The following is an 18,276-nucleotide window of genomic DNA, read 5'->3' on the forward strand; positions in this document are numbered from 1 at the left end:
TGAACGGCCACGGGGTTGCCTCCGGCAGCCCCCCTCTGCTCAATAGCCCAACGATAACCCCGTGTTGCGACGTGGATCGTTGGCCCCATAGAACCGGTTCTTGCCCACCGGTTTTCCACCCAGCGACGGTGCGCCCACCAGTATCGCGGCAATGTGGTTGGGGTCCTGGGGACCCGCAAACTTATGCCCCCAGCTTTCCAGGATCTTTTGTGTGTCGGGGCTGGCGGCGTAGGCTTCCAGGTTGGTCTGCTCGGGCATCCATTGCTGGTGGAAGCGCGGCGCATCGACGGCTTCCTGCAGGTTCATGCCGTAGTCGATCACATTGAGGATCGTCAGCAAAGTCGCGGTAATGATCCGGCTGCCGCCCGGCGTCCCCACCACCATGACGGTCTTGCCATCCTTGGTGACGATGGTCGGGCTCATGGACGACAACGGTGCCTTGCCCGGCGCGATGGCATTGGCCTCCCCCTGCACCAGGCCATACATGTTGGGGACGCCGATCTTGGCGGTGAAGTCGTCCATTTCGTCGTTGAGGATCACCCCGGTCTTGCTCGCCATGACGCCCGCGCCGAACCAGTCGTTGAGGGTGTAGGTGACGGAAACAGCGTTGCCCCACTTGTCGACGATGGAATAGTGGGTGGTGTTGCTGCCCTCATGAGGCGCTACGCCGGGCTTGATCGAGTGCGAGTCACCGGCCTTTTGCGGTTCGATGGCGGCCCGCAATTTGGCGGCGTAGCTTTTGTCCAGCAGATGGTCGATGGGGTTCTGTACGAAGTCCGGGTCACCCAGGTAGCTGTTGCGATCCACATAGGCATGCCGCATGGCTTCGATCTGGTAGTGCATGCCCTGGGCCGAATGGAAGCCCAGTTCTTTCATCGGATAGCCGTCAAGGATGTTCATGATCTGGCACAGCACCACGCCGCCGGAACTGGGCGGCGGCGCCGAGATGATGTGGTAGCCGCGATAGTCGCACTCCACCGGTGCCAGCTCACGGGTCTTGTACTTGTCCAGGTCGGCCTGGGTGATGATGCCTTTGTTGGCCTGGCTGGAGGTGACGAGGGCATCGGCGACCCAGCCCTTGTAGAACCCGTCGGCGCCCTTGGTGGAGATTTCCCGCAGGGTCCTGGCGAGGTCTTTCTGCACCAGCTTCTGGCCGACCTGCATCGGTTCGCCGTTGTGCAGGAAGATCGAGCCCGAGTCACGCATGTCCTTCTTGAACACGTCGGTGGCAGTCTCCAGCAGGTCTACATCGCCCTGCTCCAGGGTGAAACCCTCTTCGGCGAAGCGGATGGCCGGGGCGATCAGTTCGGCCCGGGGTTTGCTGCCATACTTCTTCAGCGCCAGCTCCATGCCGGACACCGTGCCGGGCACACCTACCGCCAGGTGCCCGCGAGTGCTGAGGTCGGGGACGACATTACCGTCCTTGTCCAGGTACATGTCCGCCGTGGCGGCCAACGGCGCTTTTTCGCGGAAATCCAGGAAGGTCTTGCGCCCATCGGCCAGTTGCAGGGTCATGAAACCGCCGCCCCCCAGGTTACCCGCCGCCGGATACACCACTGCCAGGGCATACCCCACCGCCACCGCCGCATCCACGGCATTGCCGCCGTTCTTGAGTACATCGACCCCCACATGGGTCGCCAGGTGCTGGGCGGTGACCACCATGCCGTTTTCGGCGGCGACCGGGGCCTGGGAGGCGGCCTGCACATAAAAGCAACTGAGGGTCAGGGATGTCGCAACCAGGGTTCGGGTCAAGGATTCGAACTTCATGAGCCGCTCTCTTCTTGTTTTTGAAATCCAGGGAAGTATGGCCCGGTTTGCGAAATGCGCCCGTTCGCTGCCGGACGGTCTTTTGGGGTAGGCTCATGCCGTTCATTCTCCCCGCAACAAGGACATCGCTGATGACGCTGCGAATCGAACGCACCGACACTCCCACCGACGAGGAGCGCCAGGCTATCCTGGCGCCGCTACGCGCCTACAACACCGCCAAGACCGGCGGCACCCTGCCGGAACTGGTCGCCTGGCTGGTACGGGACGAACACAGCAATGAAATAGTGGGCGGGCTCTACGGTCGGGTGTTCTTCCGCTGGTTCTATATCGAGTTGCTGGTGGTGCCGGAACAGGCCCGCGGCCAAGGCACCGGATCGGCATTGATGCAGAAGGCCGAAGCGCTGGCCAGGGAGAAGAACTGCGTCGGCATCTGGCTGGATACGTTCGACTTCCAGGCCCCAGCGTTCTACCGCAAACACGGCTTCACAGACATCGGCCAGATCGACGATTACCCGCCGGGGCACCAGCACTTCTTCCTCCAGAAGCGCCTGACTTGAAACACACATCCAGCGGACTTGCTCGCGAAAGCGGTCTACCCTTCAATAATGTTCTCGACTGACCCACCGCCATCGCGAGCGGGCTCGCTCCCACATGGGTTCCGGGCTGGCCGGGAGATTTGCATCCACCACAAATTCCTGTGGGAGCGAGCCTGCTCGCGAAGCGGTCTACCCTTCGACACTGTCGTCGACTGACCCGCCGCCATCGCGAGCAGGCTCGCTCCCACATGGGTTCCGGGCTGACCGGGAGACTTGCATCCACCACGAATTCCTGTGGGAGCGAGCCTGCTCGCGAAGCGGTCTACCCTTCGACACTGTCGTCGACTGACCCGCCGCCATCGCGAGCAGGCTCGCTCCCACATGGGTTCCGGGCTGGCCGGGAGACTTGCATCCGCCACAAATCCCCTGTGGGAGCGAGCCTGCTCGCGATGCTCTACCGGCTTACAGGCAAGTCGCCAACGCCGCCAACCGGCGCTTGGCCATGAAGTCGTCGTGCTTGGCGTAGTAGTTCAACGTCGTACCGGTAGCACCGGTTTCCAGGTCGACAAAGGATTCAGCGGAGCGGGTGTACACCGTCGAGCCGCCTTTCTTGTCCGGTTGCAGGTAAGCCCCGGCGTCGACGCCGAATACCGCCTCGTCCTGCCAGGAAAACTGCACGCACTGGGCCACGACCTGTTCCGGCTTGTCCGAGGCCAGCGTCTTGTAAGGCGCCTGGGTCCGGGCCTGGTTCATCGCCGAACCCGCGCAGCCGGCCAGCAAGGTGGCGGCCAGGGCCACCGTCAGCATTCGCATTGCGTTCACTCATCGAGAAAAAAGCGGACTGTAGCACCACGCCCCCGCTCTTCGTGCGGCTTTACTGAAATTTATACGCGACACCGGACGACGATTCGCGCAACCTGTCACGCCTTTTGTCATCAGCAGAGAGTCACCATGGCGGCAACCGAACAGCAGCATGAGCGGGCGTTGGAAAAGTTTCTCGACGAGCGCCCCGAACTCCGCACCGAACTGGACCACCTCAACCCACTGCTGGCCCAGGCCAAGGGCGAGACGGCGGAACAATACCGCGCCGAGCGGTTGCATGAAGCCTTCGAGGCCGAGGCCGAACGCCAGGGCCTGTTCGCCTGGGAACTGACCCTGCAATTGACCGCCGCCTCGCCAGAGGACTATCAGTCCCAGCGCATGGACGTGCACCGGGAAGTGGCAGAGATGGCGGGGATGGATTGGGCGGAGTATTGCGAGTTGCATGGCCTCACGGACGACTGCTGAACCAGTGTGGCGAGGGGATTTATCCCCGCCGGGCTGCGCAGCAGCCCCTCCTTCAAGGCACAGTAATTTGCCTGATGTACCTCGCGGCCTGGTTTTGGGGCTGCTGCGCAGCCCAGCGGGGATAAATCCCCTCGCCACAAGGATGTCCCCACAATCCTGCAGTGCCAATCGCCCCCCTGCCCATAAAGCTTTATCATGGCCGCAGTTTTGCTGATCGGATCTGCCATGAAGTTCGCCATTGCGCTGTTTTCCGCCGCCCATGCGCCGTCCTCGCGCCGAGCCTTGCTGTTTGCCCAGGCCGCGCTGGCCGGCGGGCATGAAATCGTGCGGCTGTTTTTCTATCAGGACGGTGTCTATAACGCCGACAGCGGTGTGGTCACCCCCCAGGACGAACAGGACCTGCCCAAACAGTGGCGCAGCTTTGTCAGCGACCACCAGCTCGACGGCGTGGTCTGCATCGCGGCGGCGTTGCGCCGTGGGGTGTTGAACGCCGAAGAAGCCCAGCGCTACCAACGCTCGGCCGTGAGCGTCGAGACACCCTGGGCGCTGTCCGGGCTCGGCCAACTGCACGACGCGATCCAGGATGCCGACCGCTTGATCTGTTTTGGAGGCCCATGATGGCCAAGTCCCTGTTGCTCATCAGCCGCCAGTCCCCATGGTCGGGCCCAGGCGCCCGGGAAGCGTTGGACATCGTCCTGGCCGGCGGGGCGTTCGACCTGCCCATCGGCCTGCTGTTTCTCGATGACGGCGTACACCAGTTGCTCCCCGGCCAGAACGCCAAGGCCGTCCAGCAAAAAGACCTGAGCGCGAACCTGCAGGCATTGCCCATGTTCGGCGTCGAAGACCTCTTCGTCTGCGCAGACAGCGCCGCCGAGCGCGGCATCGACGCCGATGCCTTGGGCCTGGGCGACCTGAAGGTGCTGACCGCGCCGGACATCACCGCTCTCATTGACCGTTACGACCAGGTGATTACCCTCTGATGTCGACTTTGCATGTGTTGTCCCATTCACCTTTTGGCGATAACCGCCTCGCCAGTTGTCTGCGAGTCCTGGGAGACAAGGATGCACTGCTGCTGTGCGGCGACGCGACTTACGCATTGCAGCCCGGCACCGCACCGTTTACCCGGTTGCAGGCCGCTGGCCTGAAGCTGTTCGCACTGGCCGAAGACCTCCAGGCCCGAGGCTTGCCGGCCCCTGACTGGGTCGAGATCATCGACTACCCGGCCTTCGTCGAACTGTCGATCCAGCATGACAAGGTCAACACCTGGCTATGAATGCGCTGAACGTGGGCGAACGCGCCATCGCGCTGGACAAGGACGGCTACCTTGCCGACCGGGACGACTGGTCAGTCGAAGTGGCCACGGCCCTGGCCGCCGCCGAAGACATCGAGTTGAGCCCCGAACACTGGGAAATCCTCGAACTGCTGCGGGCTTTCTACGACGAGTTCCAGCTCTCCCCCGCCACCCGACCGCTGATCAAGTACACCGCGCTGAAACTGGGTGCGGACAAGGGCAACAGCCTGCACCTGAACCGATTGTTCAAAGGCACTCCCGCCAAACTCGCCGCCAAGCTGGCGGGCCTGCCCAAACCGACGAATTGCTTATGACCGACGTTCCATCGCTGACCCTCGAGACCCCGGCCGAACATCCATTCGCCCAGTTCGTGCGCATCCTTGGCAAAGGCAAGCGCGGCGCCCGTGACCTCACCCGTGAAGAAGCCCGCGAGGCCATGGGCATGGTGCTCGACGAGCAGGTCGAGGACAGCCAGCTTGGCGCCTTCCTGATGCTGTTGCGGCACAAGGAAGAAAGCGCCGAGGAAATGGCCGGTTTCACCGAAGCCCTGCGCGCACGCCTGGCTGCCCCGGCGCTGGCGGTGGACCTTGACTGGCCGACCTATGCCGGCAAGAAACGTCATCTGCCCTGGTACCTGCTGGCGGCCAAGTGCCTCGGCCAGAACGGCGTGCGCATCTTCATGCACGGCGGCGGTGCCCATACGGCGGGTCGGCTTTATACCGAACAGTTGCTGGGATTTCTGCACATCCCGCTGTGCCGTGACTGGCAGCAGGTCGGCACGGCCCTGGATAACGGCGGCCTGGCCTTCATGCCGCTGGTGGACTGGGCACCCCAGATGCAGCGCATGATCGACCTGCGCAACACCCTGGGCCTGCGCTCACCGATCCATTCCCTGGCGCGGATCCTCAATCCGCTGAAGGCCCGGTGCGGACTGCAAAGCATCTTCCACCCCGGCTACCAGGCGGTGCATCGCGATGCCAGCGGCTTGTTGGGGGATACGACTATCGTGATCAAGGGCGACGGTGGCGAAATCGAGATCAACCCGGATGCCGACAGTCACCTGTATGGCACCACCGGCGGCGCGAGCTGGGATGAAGAATGGCCAAGGCTGTCACAACAACGTCACGTCAAGCCGGAGAGCCTCGACCCCGAGCATCTGAAAGCTATCTGGCGCGGCGACATGGAGGACAGCTACCCGCAACTGGCCCTGGTCGCCACCATGGCCCTGGCCCTGCGCGGCCTCGGCCTGACGCGTGAAGACGCGTTCGAACGGGCCCGGCAGTATTGGGATGCTCGGGATCGATCGATTTAATCGATCATCAAAGCCCAACCTTTGCGCTTTTAGTTCGAACCTATCGGAATAGACTCGCCTCCAATGTTTATGGTTCGAGGAGATCGAGATGGGTTTGTTAGTCGAAGGCCGCTGGCAAGATCAGTGGTATGAAAGCAAGGACGGCACCTTCCAGCGCGAACAGGCGCAACGCCGTCACTGGATCACCGCAGACGGCAGCGCCGGCCCCACGGGCGAGAGTGGCTTTGCCGCCGAGGCCGGGCGCTACCATTTGTATGTATCCCTGGCCTGCCCCTGGGCCCATCGCACCCTGATCTACCGCAAGCTCAAGGGCCTGGAAGACCTGATCGATGTCTCGGTGGTCAGCTACCTGATGCTGGAAAACGGCTGGACCTTCGACAAGGTCCACGGCTCCACCGGCGACAAACTGGACAACCTGCGCTTCCTGCACCAGCGCTACACCGCCGATACAGCGGATTACACCGGTCGCGTCACCGTACCGGCGCTGTGGGACAAGCGGCAACAGCGCATCGTGAACAACGAATCGGCGGAAATCATCCGCATGTTCAACAGCGCCTTCAATGACCTGACCGGCAACCACCTGGACCTGTATCCCGAACACCTGCGCAGCAAGATCGATGCGCTGAACGAGCGGATCTATCCGGCGGTGAACAACGGCGTCTACCGCGCCGGGTTCGCCACCACGCAACAGGCTTACGAAGAAGCGTTCGACCAGTTGTTCGCCGAACTCGATCGGTTGGAGGCGCTCCTGGGATCACAGCGCTACCTGGCCGGCGAATACCTGACCGAAGCGGATATCCGCCTGTTCACCACCATGATCCGTTTCGATGCCGTGTATTTCGGCCACTTCAAATGCAACCTGCGGCGCATCGCCGACTACCCGAACCTGTCGAACTGGCTGCGGGAGCTGTACCAATGGCCGGGCATTGCCGAGACGGTGGATTTCACCCACATCCAGCGGCATTACTACGGCAGCCACAAGACCATCAATCCCAACGGGATCGTGCCCAAGGGACCGGAGCAGGATTTCAGCGGGGCCCATGACCGGGCGCGGTTGGTGGGGAAAGGGATCTGGGGCGGGGACTGATCCGGGATTTGTCGTGGATGTAAAGGCCTCATCGCGAGCAGGCTCGCTCCCACATGGGATCAGGGTACAACCATAAATTCCTGGTTACACCCAGCCCTGTGTGGGAGCGAGCCTGCTCGCGATTTGGGACAACGCGGTCTAGACCTGCCCCTGAGCCCCTTCGAACCACGCCAGTTTCTCGCGCAGCTGCACCACTTCCCCCACGATCACCAGCGTCGGCGCATGGACCTCATGCTCGGCCACCAGCTTCGGCAAGTCTGCCAGAGTACCGGTGAACACCCGCTGGTTGGACGTCGTGCCTTGCTGGATCAGCGCCGCCGGCGTATCGGCCGCGCGACCGTGCTTGATCAGCTCGCTGCAGATGCTCGGTAGTCCCACCAACCCCATGTAGAACACCAGGGTCTGGGCCGGGGCGACCAGGTCCGCCCACGGCAGATCGCTGGTGCCGTCCTTGAGATGGCCGGTGATGAAACGCACCGACTGGGCATAGTCGCGATGGGTCAGCGGAATGCCGGCGTACGCCGCGCAACCACTGGCTGCGGTGATGCCCGGCACGACCTGGAACGGGATGCCCTGGGCCGCCAGCTCTTCGATCTCTTCCCCGCCGCGCCCGAAGATGAATGGATCACCGCCTTTGAGGCGCACCACCCGCTTGCCTTGCCGGGCCAAGTCGACCAACTGCTGGTTGATCTGGTCCTGGGGCACGGCATGCTCGGCGCGGCGCTTGCCGACGTAGACCCGCTCGGCGTCACGCCGGCATAGCTCAAGGATCGCTGGCGCGACGAGACGGTCGTACAGCACCACATCGGCCTGCTGCATCAAACGCAGGGCGCGGAAGGTCAGCAGGTCGGGATCACCCGGCCCGGCACCCACCAGATAGACTTCTCCCGGTGCGTGCGGGGCCTGGCCGGCGATTTTCTCGCGCAACAGACGCTCGGCTTCAGTGCCCTGCCCGGCCAATTGGCGGTCGGCGATAGGGCCCTGGAACACATCCTCCCAAAACGCCCGGCGTTGTTGCACATCCGGGAACAGCCGTTTGACCTGGCTGCGAAACTGCGCCGCCAAACCCGCCAACTGCCCGTAGGTCGAGGGAATCCAGGTTTCCAGCTTGGCCCGGATCAGCCTTGCCAGCACCGGCGCATCGCCGCCGCTGGACACCGCGATCACCAGTGGCGAGCGGTCGACAATAGCCGGGAAAATCACGCTGCACAGTGCCGGCGCGTCCACCACGTTGACCGGCACACAACGCTTGTGGGCGTCGGCCGACACCCGGGCATTGAGGATTTCGTCGTCGGTGGCGGCGATGATCAACCCGCAACCGTCCAGGTCCGTTTCGAGGTAACCGCGCAGGACGCATTCGCCCCCGCTGCCACTGACCAGATCCCGCAGTTGCGGCTCGATTTCGGGTGCGACCACCCGCAGCAACGCACCGGCGTCGGCCAGCAGGCGGGACTTGCGCAAGGCAATCTCGCCGCCGCCGACCACCAGCACGCGGCTGCCGCGCAGGTTATGGAACAGTGGCAGATAGTTCATTTAGCCGATGACCTCGATGCCACCCATGTACGGTTTCAACACCTCGGGCACACGGATCGAACCGTCGGCCTGCTGGTAGTTTTCCAGCACCGCCACCAGGGTACGGCCCACCGCCAGGCCCGAGCCATTGAGGGTGTGGACCAGTTCCGGCTTGCCGGTTTCAGGGTTGCGGAAACGCGCCTGCATGCGACGGGCCTGGAAGTCACCGCAATTGGAGCACGACGAAATCTCGCGGTATTTGTCCTGGCTCGGAATCCACACTTCCAGGTCATAAGTCTTGACCGCGCTGAAACCCATGTCGCCGGTGCACAGGGCCAGGGTCCGATACGGCAGTTCCAGCAGTTGCAGGACCTTCTCGGCGTTGGCGGTCAGACTTTCCAGGGCTTCCATGGATTTTGTCGGTTCGACGATCTGCACCATCTCGACCTTGTCGAACTGGTGCTGGCGGATCATGCCGCGGGTATCGCGTCCCGACGCCCCGGCTTCACTGCGGAAGCACGGCGTATGGGCGACGAATTTGATCGGCAGTTGCTTGGCATCGACGATCTCGCCGGCCACGATGTTGGTCAGCGATACTTCGGCCGTCGGGATCAGGTACAGGTCGGCTTCACCTTCGCGGCCGATCTTGAACAGGTCTTCCTCGAACTTCGGCAACTGGCCGGTGCCTTGCAGGGCCGGAGCCTGGACCAGGTACGGGGTGTAGGCTTCCTCGTAACCGTGCTCGGTGACGTGCAGGTTGATCATGAACTGGGCCAGGGCGCGGTGCAGGCGGGCAATGGGTCCGCGCAGCAAGGCAAAACGGGCGCCGGACAGCTTGGCGGCGGTTTCGAAGTCCAGCCAGCCGAACTTCTCGCCCAGGGCCACGTGGTCCAGCACCGGGAAATCGAACGCTTTGGGCGTGCCCCAGCGACGGACTTCGACGTTACCTTCTTCGTCTTCACCGACCGGCACCGACTCGTGGGGCAGGTTCGGGATGCCCAGCAGGATCGAATCCAGTTCGGACTGGATCTTGTCCAGGGCCACCTTGCCGTTGTTGAGTTCGGTGCCCATGCTCTCGACGTTCGCCATCAACGGCGCGATGTCTTCACCGCGCTGCTTGGCCTGGCCAATGCTCTTGGAGATCGCATTACGCTCGGCTTGCAGCTTTTCAGTCTGGGTCTGGACGGTCTTGCGCTGCTCTTCCAGCGCTTCGATGCGCGCGACGTCCAGGGCGAAGCCACGGGACGCCAGGCGGTCCGCTACGTCCTGAAGGTTGCTACGTAACAGTTTGGAATCGAGCATGTCGGTCTCTCGTTTAGATAAGTTTGGTCAGGGACAGGCCGGCCCAGGTGGCGAGCAGCCCGCCGAATACGCTGGCGGCCGCATAGCCCAGGGCCAGCGGCACCTGCCCGCTTTCCAGCAGGCGCACCGTATCCAGTGAAAAGGACGAAAAGGTCGTCAGGCCGCCAAGGAAGCCGACGATCAGCCCCGCGCGCACTTCGACAGGCACCTCGGGACGAATCAGGAACAGACCGTATAAAACGCCGATCAGCAGACAGCCCACGATATTAACGGTCAGCGTCGCGGTATAGAAGTGCCGGGGCCAATTTGCGTTGACCCAATTGCTAGCGGCGAAACGTGCCAGGGTGCCGGCGATACCGCCAGCGGAAACTGCAAGTATCAGGGGAATCAAGGTTTTCTCCGCTGCCGTGGGCTCAGGCGATCCAACTGCGCCAGATGGTTCAGCTTCTCGCCGATCTTCAGCTCCAGGCCACGGGGCACCGGCTGATAGAACGACTGGGGTTCGAGTGCTTCGGGAAAATAGTCTTCGCCAGCGGCATAGGCGTCCGGCTCATCGTGGGCGTAACGGTATTCTTCGCCATAACCCAACTGCTTCATGAGCTTGGTCGGCGCGTTGCGCAAGTGCAGCGGAACCTCGAGGGAACCATGTTCGGTGGCGCTGCGCATGGCCGCCTTGAAGCCCATGTACACCGCGTTGCTTTTCGGCGCACAGGCCAGGTACGTGATGGCCTGGGCCACGGCGAGTTCGCCTTCGGGGCTGCCCAGGCGCTCTTGCACATCCCAGGCCGCCAGGCACAGGCTCAGGGCCCGGGGATCGGCATTGCCGATGTCCTCGCTGGCCATGCGCACCACCCGCCGCGCGAGGTACAACGGATCGCAGCCACCGTCGATCATCCGCGCAAACCAGTACAGGGCGGCATCGGGGTTGGAACCCCGTATGGATTTGTGCAATGCCGAGATCTGGTCGTAGAACGCCTCGCCGCCCTTGTCGAAGCGCCGCCGGGTGTCCCCAAGCAGGCTTTGCAGCAGCTCGACACCGATCTCGCTGTCATCCTCGGCCAGGTCCGAAGCATTCTCCAGCAAGTTGAGCAAGCGGCGGCCATCGCCATCGGCGGCTGAACACAGGATCTGGAAACCTTCGTCGCTGAGGCTCAGCTTGCGCTTGCCCAGGCCGCGCTCCTCGGTCAGCGCGCGGTCCACCAGCTTGCGCATCGCGGCCTCGTCGAGGCTCTTGAGCACATAGACCCGCGCCCGGGACAGCAAGGCGTTGTTGAGTTCGAAGGAAGGGTTTTCGGTGGTGGCGCCGATGAAGATCAACGTGCCGTCTTCGACATACGGCAGGAACGCGTCCTGCTGGGACTTGTTGAAGCGATGCACTTCATCGACGAACAGAATGGTGCGCTTGCCGTATTGCCCGGCCTGCTGCTTGGCGACTTCCACCGCCTGGCGGATCTCCTTGACCCCGGCCAGGACCGCCGAAACCGTTTCGAAATGGGCATCGGACACTTCCGCCAGCAGCCGGGCCAGGGTGGTCTTGCCCACACCCGGCGGACCCCAGAAGATCATCGAATGCAGCGCACCCTGCTCCAAGGCCTCGCGCAGGGGCTTGCCCCGGGCCAGCACATGCTCCTGGCCGACGTACTCATCCAGGTTGGTCGCGCGCAGGCGGGCGGCCAATGGCTGGGCAATCGGGGCGCTTCGAAACAGGTCCATCACTGCTTATGCAACCTCACTTGATCCTGGTGCCGATACTCTCTGCCGGAAGGCCGCTCTGCTGGAGCAGCTTTGTAGGAGCAGCTTTGTGGGAGCAAGGCCATATCCCACAGGGGGGCGGCACTTATTCCTGGATGACGTCGGCACCCTTGGGAATGTCGAACTTGAACTTGGACGCCGCGATCGGCTCGTTGGCCTTGACCCCGGTGAACAGGATGTTGGTACGCTGGCCGACGCTGTCGATCAGTTGCATGTCATTGACCAGGCCGTTGCGGAACGACAGGCGCAGGCTGTCGAACAGACTGTCCTTGGTCTTGGGCTTGAGGGTGAAGTCGATCACGCCGCCCGCTTCCTTGGCCGTGATGTCGAAGCTCTGGCTGATCTTGGAAATGTCCCCCGACAGCAACAAGGCCGGCGTCTGGGTCAGGCGCTGGTCGAGATTCTTGATGGTGACCTGCTCCAGGTCCGGGTCCCACAGGGAGACTTTCTTGCCGTCGGACACCATCAACTGCTCGGCCGGTGCATCGGTGTGCCAATAGAACAGCCCCGGACGCTGGAGCGCCATGTCACCGGCGGTTTCCTGCAACTGGGTGCCGCTGCCGTCCAGGGTCAGCTGGGAAAAGCGTGCGGTCAGGGTCTTGGATGTTTCCAACAACTGGGTCAGGCGAGCCACATCCTTTTCATCGGCATGGGCCGACAAGGTGGTCAGGGCCAGTACGGGCAACAGCAACATGCGAATCAGGCGCATGGGAGTCCTCATGAATTCGTGGGGACGAGCGGCGCGTACAGGGCCGCCCGGAGTCATTAGTCACGCATCGGGCCCGGCGCCAGCACTTCGCGCGAACCATTGGTGTTCATGGCCGTCACGACCCCAGCCATTTCCATGGCTTCGATCATGCGTGCGGCACGGTTGTAGCCGATCTTGAGCTTGCGCTGGACAGCGGAGATCGATGCCCGGCGGCTTTCCAGAACGAACTGCACCGCTTCGTCGTAGAGCGCATCGGTTTCCGCATCCTCGTCGCCACCGCCACCACCGCCCTCGAAACCGCTGCCGGCTTCTTCGACGCCGTTGAGGATGTCGTCGTTGTATTCGGGAGCGCCGCGCAGTTTCCAGGCTTCCACCACGCGGTGTACTTCATCGTCGGAGACGAACGCACCGTGCACCCGGATCGGCAGGCTGGTGCCCGGCGGCATGTAGAGCATGTCACCATGACCGAGCAATTGCTCGGCGCCGCCCTGGTCGATGATGGTCCGCGAGTCGATCTTGCTGGACACCTGGAACGCCATACGGGTCGGAATGTTGGCCTTGATCAGGCCGGTGATCACGTCCACCGACGGCCGCTGCGTGGCGAGGATCAGGTGGATACCGGCCGCACGGGCCTTCTGGGCGATACGGGCGATCAGCTCTTCGACCTTCTTGCCGACGATCATCATCATGTCGGCGAATTCGTCCACCACCACCACGATGGTCGGCAGCTTGTGCAGCAGCGGCGCCTCGTCGTGGATGTTTTCGCGGTGGTACAGCGGGTCGGTCAATGGCGTGCCCGCCTCTTCGGCTTCCTTGACCTTGGCATTGAAGCCCGACAGGTTGCGCACCCCCAGCTTCGCCATCAGCTTGTAGCGGCGCTCCATCTCGGCGACGCTCCAGCGCAAGGCGTTGGCGGCGTCCTTCATGTCGGTGACCACCGGACACAAGAGGTGCGGGATGCCTTCGTAGATCGACAATTCAAGCATTTTCGGATCGATCATGATCAGTTTGGCGTCTTCCGGGCCGGACTTGAACAGGATCGACAGGATCATCGCGTTCACACCCACCGACTTACCGGAACCGGTGGTACCGGCCACCAGCAGGTGGGGCATCTTCGCCAGGTCGGTGATGACCGGCTTGCCGCCGATGTCGTGGCCCAGGGCCAGGGTGACCGGCGACTTGTGGTTATCGTACTCAGGGGTCGACAGCACTTCGGAGAAGCGCACGATCTGACGGTCTTCGTTGGGGATCTCGATACCCACGGTGGTCTTGCCGGGAATCACCTCCACCACCCGCACGCTGGTCACGGCCAGCGAACGCGCCAGGTCCTTGGCGAGGTTGGCGATGCGGCTGACTTTCACACCGGCAGCCGGCTGGATTTCGTAACGGGTGATGACCGGGCCCGGGTGAATCGAATCCACCGACACCTCGACACCGAACTCCTTGAGCTTGATCTCCAGCAGATGACCAACAGCCGCCAGGGATTCGGGAGAGTAATTGAGTTGTTTCTTTTCCGCCGGATCCAGGATCGAAATCGGTGGCAAGGTGCCTTCCACCGCACTGTCGACGAACAGCGGCACCTGTTTTTCCTTCTGCACGCGCTTGCTCGGCTCCGGCGCCTTGGCCGGGGCCATGGTGATCACCGGTGGCACCTGCTTCTCGCGCTCGGACATGTGCTTGCTCAGGGCCTGCTCGCGCTCGATCAGGCGTTCCTTGACCTTGGCCTGCTCGCGCTTGTCGGGCACCGTCGGGGCCACCACGTCATGGACCCGGTCGTCCACTTCACGCAGTTGTGCCACCAGTTGCTTGCGCTCGACGCGGGCCGCCCACCAACGATTCACGGCGCCCTGGATCAGTTCGATCAGGTCGAGGGTGATCTTGCCGGTGACGTCCATGACCTTGAACCACGACAGGTCGGTGAACACCGTCAGGCCGAACAGGAACAGGGCGATGAACAACAGCGTGCTGCCCTGGATATTCAAGGCGTTCCTGGCCAGGTCGCCGAGGCTTTCTCCCAGGGCGCCGCCCGCCCCGGCCGGCAGGCCGGTGGGGGCATGGAAATGGATATGGGCCAGCGCGGCCCCCGACAGCACCAGGAACACCAGGCCGATCAGCCGCCAGGAAAACAGCCAGCCGCTCCACTGCCACGGCTCGTGGCGCTGGCGAAAGATCTGGTAGGCCTTGATTGCCAGCAACAGCGGGAAGATATAGGCGAAATAACCCAGCACCATGAACAGGATGTCGGCGCTGTAGGAGCCGGCCGGACCGCCGAAGTTCTGCACGTCGTCGATCTTGCTGTTATGGCTCCAACCCGGATCGTCCTTGCCGTAGGTCAGCAAGGCCATCATCAGGAACAGGCACAAGGCACCGATGGCGATCAATGCACCTTCCTTGAGCCGGTAGTGCAACTGCTGGCGCCAGAGCGGAACGACTGTTTTAGGTGCTGCGGTGGATTTCTTCAAAACGCTTCTTTTCCTGCGCCAACGGCGCGTCCATCTGTTGAATGACTATAAAAAACTGCTCATTACAAGCAGGTAAAAAAGTGAATGTGCACAACCAGTACTACTTTTACCACTGAGAGGTGCGTCCAGAAAACCGCAGGTGTTGCCGAAGATGTTGATCTTTAGCCCATCCTGCGTTCAAAACTCAAGCATTGTACGGGTTTGTTGACACCAAGGCATTGCCCGCACGCCGGGTGACAGGGTAGCCGTAAACGGACCGTACAAGCGCCAATTGGACCATGCATTGTCTTTTGTGACAAAGGCTTATGAGGTGTTTTTTATGAACGAAGTGAAGCATTCACGCCTGATCATTCTCGGTTCCGGCCCCGCCGGGTACAGTGCAGCGGTCTACGCGGCCCGAGCCAACCTCAAACCCGTCGTCATTACTGGCATGCAGGCCGGAGGCCAGCTCACCACCACGGTCGAAGTCGACAACTGGCCCGGCGATGTCGAAGGGCTGACCGGCCCAGTCCTGATGGAACGCATGCAGCGGCACGCCGAGCGCTTCGACACGCAGATCGTCTACGACCATATCCACACCGCCAAGTTGCAGCAGCGACCATTCGAGCTCATCGGCGACAGCGGCACCTACACCTGCGATGCCCTGATCATCGCCACCGGCGCGTCAGCCCAGTACCTGGGCCTGCCATCGGAGGAAACCTTCGCCGGCAAAGGCGTTTCCGCCTGCGCGACCTGCGACGGATTCTTTTACCGCAATCAGGTGGTGGCCGTGGTCGGCGGCGGCAACACCGCCGTGGAAGAAGCCTTGTACCTGTCCAACATCGCCACGGAGGTGCATTTGATCCACCGCCGGGACAAGCTGCGCTCGGAAAAAATACTGCAGGACAAGCTCTTCGAAAAAGCCGCCAACGGCAATATCAGGCTGCACTGGAACCAGAACCTCGATGAAGTGCTCGGCGACGCCAGCGGCGTGACCGGCGCGCGCCTGCGCAACAGCCAGAGCGGCGAAACCAGCACCTTGCAATTGGCCGGGGTATTCATCGCCATCGGCCACAAGCCCAATACCGATCTGTTCCAGGGCCAGTTGAGCATGCGCGACGGCTACCTGCTGGTGCGCGGCGGCAGCGAAGGCAATGCCACTGCCACCGATATCGAAGGCGTATTCGCAGCCGGCGACGTGGCCGATCATGTGTATCGACAAGCCATTACCTCGGCCGGTGCCGGCTGTATGGCCGCGCTGGATGCGGAGAAGTATCTCGATGACATCCCGGCCGCTTGACGGTTAATCTTCGAACCAGTGCTCATGGCGAGGGGCTTCCCCCCTCGCTACATCACCCTCCCCTTCTGCAAGTTCGGACAACAATGCTGACGTGGTTACAACGCAACACCTTCGATTTTCCACCCCTGGAAAAAGCCATGCGCGATCCCAACGGCTTGCTGGCCGCGGGTGGCGATCTGTCTGCGGACCGGCTGATCCAGGCCTATCGCCATGGCTGCTTTCCCTGGTTTTCCGAGGGACAACCGATCCTGTGGTGGTCTCCCGACCCTCGCACGGTGCTGTTTCCCGACGAACTGCACGTCTCGCGCAGCCTGGGCAAGCTCCTGCGCAAGCAGCGCTATAAGGTGACGTTCGACAAGGACTTCGCGGCGGTCATCCAGGCCTGCGCCGCGCCGCGGGCGTATGCTGAAGGCACCTGGATCACCGAAGCCATGCAAACCGCCTACCTGGAGCTGCATCGACGCGGCTTTGCCCATTCGGTGGAGGTCTGGGACCAGGGCCTGCTGGTGGGCGGCCTGTACGGCCTGGCCATGGGGCAGCTGTTTTTCGGCGAATCCATGTTCAGCCGGGCCGACAACGCGTCAAAATTCGGCTTCGCCACCCTGGTCCAACACCTCAAGGCGGCCGGTTTTGTGCTGATAGACTGTCAGATGCCCACCGAGCACCTGCACAGCCTGGGCGCCCGGTCGATCGCTCGCACGGCATTTGCCGGTTACCTCAAGGCGCACCTGGACCAGCCCAACCACGCGACCTGGGTTTGCTGAGCGACATTCTCACCAGTGGCTTACACTTAATCCAAAGCTTATCCCGGGGGTTGATCATGACCGAGTTGGCGCGCTTGAAGTTTTATGCCACTCAACCTCACTCTTGCAGTTATCTGCCCGAAGAGCAGGCCACGACGCTGTTCCTCGACCCTAGCCAGCCCATGGATGTGCATGTCTACGCAGACCTGTCGGAAATGGGCTTTAGGCGCAGTGGCGATCATCTCTACCGACCCCATTGCCAGCATTGCAATGCGTGTGTGCCGGCGCGTATCCCCGTGGCGCAATTTACCCCTGATCGCCAGCAGAAACGTATTTTCAAGCGCAATGCCGACCTCCAGGTCCGGCCGGCCAAGCCACAGTTCAGCGAAGAGTATTTCGACCTGTACCAGCGCTACATCGAGCAGCGCCATGCCGACGGCGACATGTACCCACCCAGCCGCGATCAGTTTTCGACCTTTCTGGTACGCGACCTGCCCTTTTCCCGTTTCTATGAATTCCGCCTCGAAGGACGACTGGTGGCGATTGCCGTGACGGACTTGCTGCCCAACGGACTTTCGGCGGTGTACACCTTTTATGAGCCGGAAGAAGAACGGCGTAGCCTGGGACGTTTTGCCATCCTCTGGCAAATCAACGAAGCCCGACGCCTGGGCCTGGAAGCGGTGTACCTGGGCTACTGGATCAAGAACTGCAAGAAAATGAACTACAAGACCCAATATCGGCCGATTGAACTGCTGGTTAACCAGCGCTGGGTTGTCCTCAGCTAGCGTCCTGTCTCGGAATTAGGCTGTTCATTTTTGGCGGCGTCTGAGACAGGCCACTAGAACCCCTTGGCTTGCCCCCCCTTTTTCGGGCACAATGCACGCCGCTTTTGCCTGGCGCAGTTGCACCGGGCCATTCACTGGACACCGAGGGCTTTACTGCATGTCGAAAGAAGACAGCTTCGAAATGGAAGGCACTGTCGTCGACACCCTGCCCAACACCATGTTTCGCGTGGAGTTGGAAAATGGGCACGTCGTTACCGCGCACATCTCCGGCAAGATGCGCAAGAACTACATTCGTATTCTTACCGGCGACAAAGTGCGCGTCGAGCTGACGCCCTATGACTTGAGCAAAGGGCGCATCACTTACCGCGCTCGCTAACAGGTCAATACAAAACGCCCGGCTTATACCGGGCGTTTTTGTTTGCCTGGGATTTGATAACCACGCAGATCCCATG

At 62.1% G+C, this 18,276-nt stretch carries 20 protein-coding genes; 12 read left to right on the forward strand and 8 right to left on the reverse strand.

Annotated elements, in window-relative coordinates:
• Positions 1-39: 39 nt before the first annotated feature.
• A complete protein-coding gene (gene ggt, locus PCOSP_RS18845) occupies positions 40-1,767 on the reverse strand; it encodes a gamma-glutamyltransferase (RefSeq protein ID WP_464709283.1) in 1,728 nt (575 codons plus the stop codon).
• 131 nt (positions 1,768-1,898) lie between these two features.
• On the opposite strand from ggt, the gene PCOSP_RS18850 reads away from it, so the two are divergent.
• Positions 1,899-2,324, forward strand: a complete 426-nt coding sequence (locus PCOSP_RS18850; RefSeq protein WP_464709284.1) for a GNAT family N-acetyltransferase — start codon at positions 1,899-1,901, stop codon at positions 2,322-2,324.
• A gap of 441 nt (positions 2,325-2,765) precedes the next feature.
• Here PCOSP_RS18850 and PCOSP_RS18855 read toward each other — a convergent pair whose 3' ends face one another.
• Entirely contained in the window at positions 2,766-3,116 is a 351-nt protein-coding gene (locus PCOSP_RS18855; protein WP_175385872.1) for a hypothetical protein, read from the reverse strand.
• Positions 3,117-3,254: 138 nt separating this feature from the next.
• Here PCOSP_RS18855 and PCOSP_RS18860 point away from each other — a divergent pair, with 138 nt between their 5' ends.
• The 7 genes from PCOSP_RS18860 (at position 3,255) to PCOSP_RS18890 (ending at position 7,280) form a co-directional block, all read left to right on the forward strand.
• Positions 3,255-3,590 (forward strand): DUF6388 family protein, encoded by a 336-nt coding sequence (locus PCOSP_RS18860; RefSeq protein ID WP_139643744.1) that lies wholly within the window; start codon positions 3,255-3,257, stop codon positions 3,588-3,590.
• Positions 3,591-3,815: 225 nt separating this feature from the next.
• Positions 3,816-4,208, forward strand: coding sequence for a sulfurtransferase complex subunit TusD (tusD, locus tag PCOSP_RS18865; RefSeq protein ID WP_175362099.1), 393 nt, complete (start codon positions 3,816-3,818; stop codon positions 4,206-4,208).
• Positions 4,208-4,570, forward strand: a complete 363-nt coding sequence (gene tusC, locus PCOSP_RS18870; protein ID WP_139643749.1) for a sulfurtransferase complex subunit TusC — start codon at positions 4,208-4,210, stop codon at positions 4,568-4,570. The genes tusD and tusC overlap by 1 nt, the downstream gene beginning before the upstream one ends.
• Positions 4,570-4,863: a sulfurtransferase complex subunit TusB gene (tusB, locus tag PCOSP_RS18875; protein ID WP_464709285.1), complete on the forward strand. Its 294-nt coding sequence runs from the start codon at positions 4,570-4,572 to the stop codon at positions 4,861-4,863. Before tusC ends, tusB begins: the two co-directional genes overlap by 1 nt.
• Positions 4,860-5,195: a TusE/DsrC/DsvC family sulfur relay protein gene (locus PCOSP_RS18880; protein WP_464709287.1), complete on the forward strand. Its 336-nt coding sequence runs from the start codon at positions 4,860-4,862 to the stop codon at positions 5,193-5,195. Before tusB ends, PCOSP_RS18880 begins: the two co-directional genes overlap by 4 nt.
• Positions 5,192-6,193, forward strand: a complete 1,002-nt coding sequence (locus tag PCOSP_RS18885) for a glycosyl transferase family protein (protein ID WP_464709288.1) — start codon at positions 5,192-5,194, stop codon at positions 6,191-6,193. Before PCOSP_RS18880 ends, PCOSP_RS18885 begins: the two co-directional genes overlap by 4 nt.
• Positions 6,194-6,281: 88 nt before the next feature.
• Positions 6,282-7,280, forward strand: a complete 999-nt coding sequence (locus PCOSP_RS18890; protein WP_464709290.1) for a glutathione S-transferase family protein — start codon at positions 6,282-6,284, stop codon at positions 7,278-7,280.
• 138 nt (positions 7,281-7,418) lie between these two features.
• Here PCOSP_RS18890 and cysG read toward each other — a convergent pair whose 3' ends face one another.
• The 6 genes from cysG to ftsK form a co-directional block, all read right to left on the reverse strand.
• Positions 7,419-8,813 (reverse strand): siroheme synthase CysG, encoded by a 1,395-nt coding sequence (gene cysG / locus PCOSP_RS18895; protein WP_139643762.1) that lies wholly within the window; start codon positions 8,811-8,813, stop codon positions 7,419-7,421.
• Positions 8,814-10,094, reverse strand: a complete 1,281-nt coding sequence (gene serS, locus PCOSP_RS18900) for a serine--tRNA ligase (RefSeq protein WP_139643765.1) — start codon at positions 10,092-10,094, stop codon at positions 8,814-8,816. It abuts the gene before it with no gap.
• Between the two features lie 13 nt (positions 10,095-10,107).
• A complete protein-coding gene (gene crcB / locus PCOSP_RS18905) occupies positions 10,108-10,485 on the reverse strand; it encodes a fluoride efflux transporter CrcB (protein ID WP_175362095.1) in 378 nt (125 codons plus the stop codon).
• On the reverse strand, positions 10,482-11,807 hold the full coding sequence (locus tag PCOSP_RS18910; protein ID WP_139643771.1) for a replication-associated recombination protein A: 1,326 nt from the start codon (positions 11,805-11,807) through the stop codon (positions 10,482-10,484). Before PCOSP_RS18910 ends, crcB begins: the two co-directional genes overlap by 4 nt.
• Positions 11,808-11,931: 124 nt before the next feature.
• On the reverse strand, positions 11,932-12,555 hold the full coding sequence (lolA, locus tag PCOSP_RS18915) for an outer membrane lipoprotein periplasmic chaperone LolA (protein WP_024779296.1): 624 nt from the start codon (positions 12,553-12,555) through the stop codon (positions 11,932-11,934).
• Between the two features lie 56 nt (positions 12,556-12,611).
• Positions 12,612-15,017 carry a DNA translocase FtsK gene (gene ftsK, locus PCOSP_RS18920; protein WP_084213792.1) on the reverse strand — a complete coding sequence of 802 codons (2,406 nt, stop codon included), beginning with the start codon at positions 15,015-15,017 and terminating at the stop codon, positions 12,612-12,614.
• A gap of 319 nt (positions 15,018-15,336) precedes the next feature.
• On the opposite strand from ftsK, the gene trxB reads away from it, so the two are divergent.
• From trxB to infA, 4 genes are all read left to right on the forward strand, one after another.
• Entirely contained in the window at positions 15,337-16,296 is a 960-nt protein-coding gene (trxB, locus tag PCOSP_RS18925; protein WP_464709292.1) for a thioredoxin-disulfide reductase, read from the forward strand.
• Between the two features lie 83 nt (positions 16,297-16,379).
• On the forward strand, positions 16,380-17,060 hold the full coding sequence (gene aat, locus PCOSP_RS18930; RefSeq protein ID WP_139643777.1) for a leucyl/phenylalanyl-tRNA--protein transferase: 681 nt from the start codon (positions 16,380-16,382) through the stop codon (positions 17,058-17,060).
• 56 nt (positions 17,061-17,116) lie between these two features.
• Positions 17,117-17,824, forward strand: coding sequence for an arginyltransferase (locus PCOSP_RS18935; protein WP_175362092.1), 708 nt, complete (start codon positions 17,117-17,119; stop codon positions 17,822-17,824).
• A 157-nt stretch (positions 17,825-17,981) separates the two neighbouring features.
• On the forward strand, positions 17,982-18,200 hold the full coding sequence (infA, locus tag PCOSP_RS18940) for a translation initiation factor IF-1 (RefSeq protein ID WP_002553999.1): 219 nt from the start codon (positions 17,982-17,984) through the stop codon (positions 18,198-18,200).
• Positions 18,201-18,276: the final 76 nt, after the last annotated feature.

It is taken from the genome of Pseudomonas sp. MAFF 730105, from assembly GCF_055380705.1.

What these genes read in the sequence shown, in the direction of transcription:
- PCOSP_RS18890 (WP_464709290.1), top strand. Translation starts at nt 6,282, where the DNA reads ATGGGTTTGTTAGTCGAAGGCCGCTGGCAAGATCAGTGGTATGAAAGC.
- PCOSP_RS18850 (WP_464709284.1), top strand. Translation starts at nt 1,899, where the DNA reads ATGACGCTGCGAATCGAACGCACCGACACTCCCACCGACGAGGAGCGC.
- PCOSP_RS18885 (WP_464709288.1), top strand. Translation starts at nt 5,192, where the DNA reads ATGACCGACGTTCCATCGCTGACCCTCGAGACCCCGGCCGAACATCCA.
- aat (WP_139643777.1), top strand. Translation starts at nt 16,380, where the DNA reads ATGCTGACGTGGTTACAACGCAACACCTTCGATTTTCCACCCCTGGAA.
- infA (WP_002553999.1), top strand. Translation starts at nt 17,982, where the DNA reads ATGTCGAAAGAAGACAGCTTCGAAATGGAAGGCACTGTCGTCGACACC.
- tusB (WP_464709285.1), top strand. Translation starts at nt 4,570, where the DNA reads ATGTCGACTTTGCATGTGTTGTCCCATTCACCTTTTGGCGATAACCGC.
- PCOSP_RS18855 (WP_175385872.1), bottom strand. Translation starts at nt 3,116, where the DNA reads ATGCGAATGCTGACGGTGGCCCTGGCCGCCACCTTGCTGGCCGGCTGC.
- cysG (WP_139643762.1), bottom strand. Translation starts at nt 8,813, where the DNA reads ATGAACTATCTGCCACTGTTCCATAACCTGCGCGGCAGCCGCGTGCTG.
- ggt (WP_464709283.1), bottom strand. Translation starts at nt 1,767, where the DNA reads ATGAAGTTCGAATCCTTGACCCGAACCCTGGTTGCGACATCCCTGACC.
- PCOSP_RS18935 (WP_175362092.1), top strand. Translation starts at nt 17,117, where the DNA reads ATGACCGAGTTGGCGCGCTTGAAGTTTTATGCCACTCAACCTCACTCT.
- PCOSP_RS18910 (WP_139643771.1), bottom strand. Translation starts at nt 11,807, where the DNA reads ATGGACCTGTTTCGAAGCGCCCCGATTGCCCAGCCATTGGCCGCCCGC.
- trxB (WP_464709292.1), top strand. Translation starts at nt 15,337, where the DNA reads ATGAACGAAGTGAAGCATTCACGCCTGATCATTCTCGGTTCCGGCCCC.
- tusC (WP_139643749.1), top strand. Translation starts at nt 4,208, where the DNA reads ATGGCCAAGTCCCTGTTGCTCATCAGCCGCCAGTCCCCATGGTCGGGC.
- serS (WP_139643765.1), bottom strand. Translation starts at nt 10,094, where the DNA reads ATGCTCGATTCCAAACTGTTACGTAGCAACCTTCAGGACGTAGCGGAC.
- PCOSP_RS18860 (WP_139643744.1), top strand. Translation starts at nt 3,255, where the DNA reads ATGGCGGCAACCGAACAGCAGCATGAGCGGGCGTTGGAAAAGTTTCTC.
- lolA (WP_024779296.1), bottom strand. Translation starts at nt 12,555, where the DNA reads ATGCGCCTGATTCGCATGTTGCTGTTGCCCGTACTGGCCCTGACCACC.
- PCOSP_RS18880 (WP_464709287.1), top strand. Translation starts at nt 4,860, where the DNA reads ATGAATGCGCTGAACGTGGGCGAACGCGCCATCGCGCTGGACAAGGAC.
- tusD (WP_175362099.1), top strand. Translation starts at nt 3,816, where the DNA reads ATGAAGTTCGCCATTGCGCTGTTTTCCGCCGCCCATGCGCCGTCCTCG.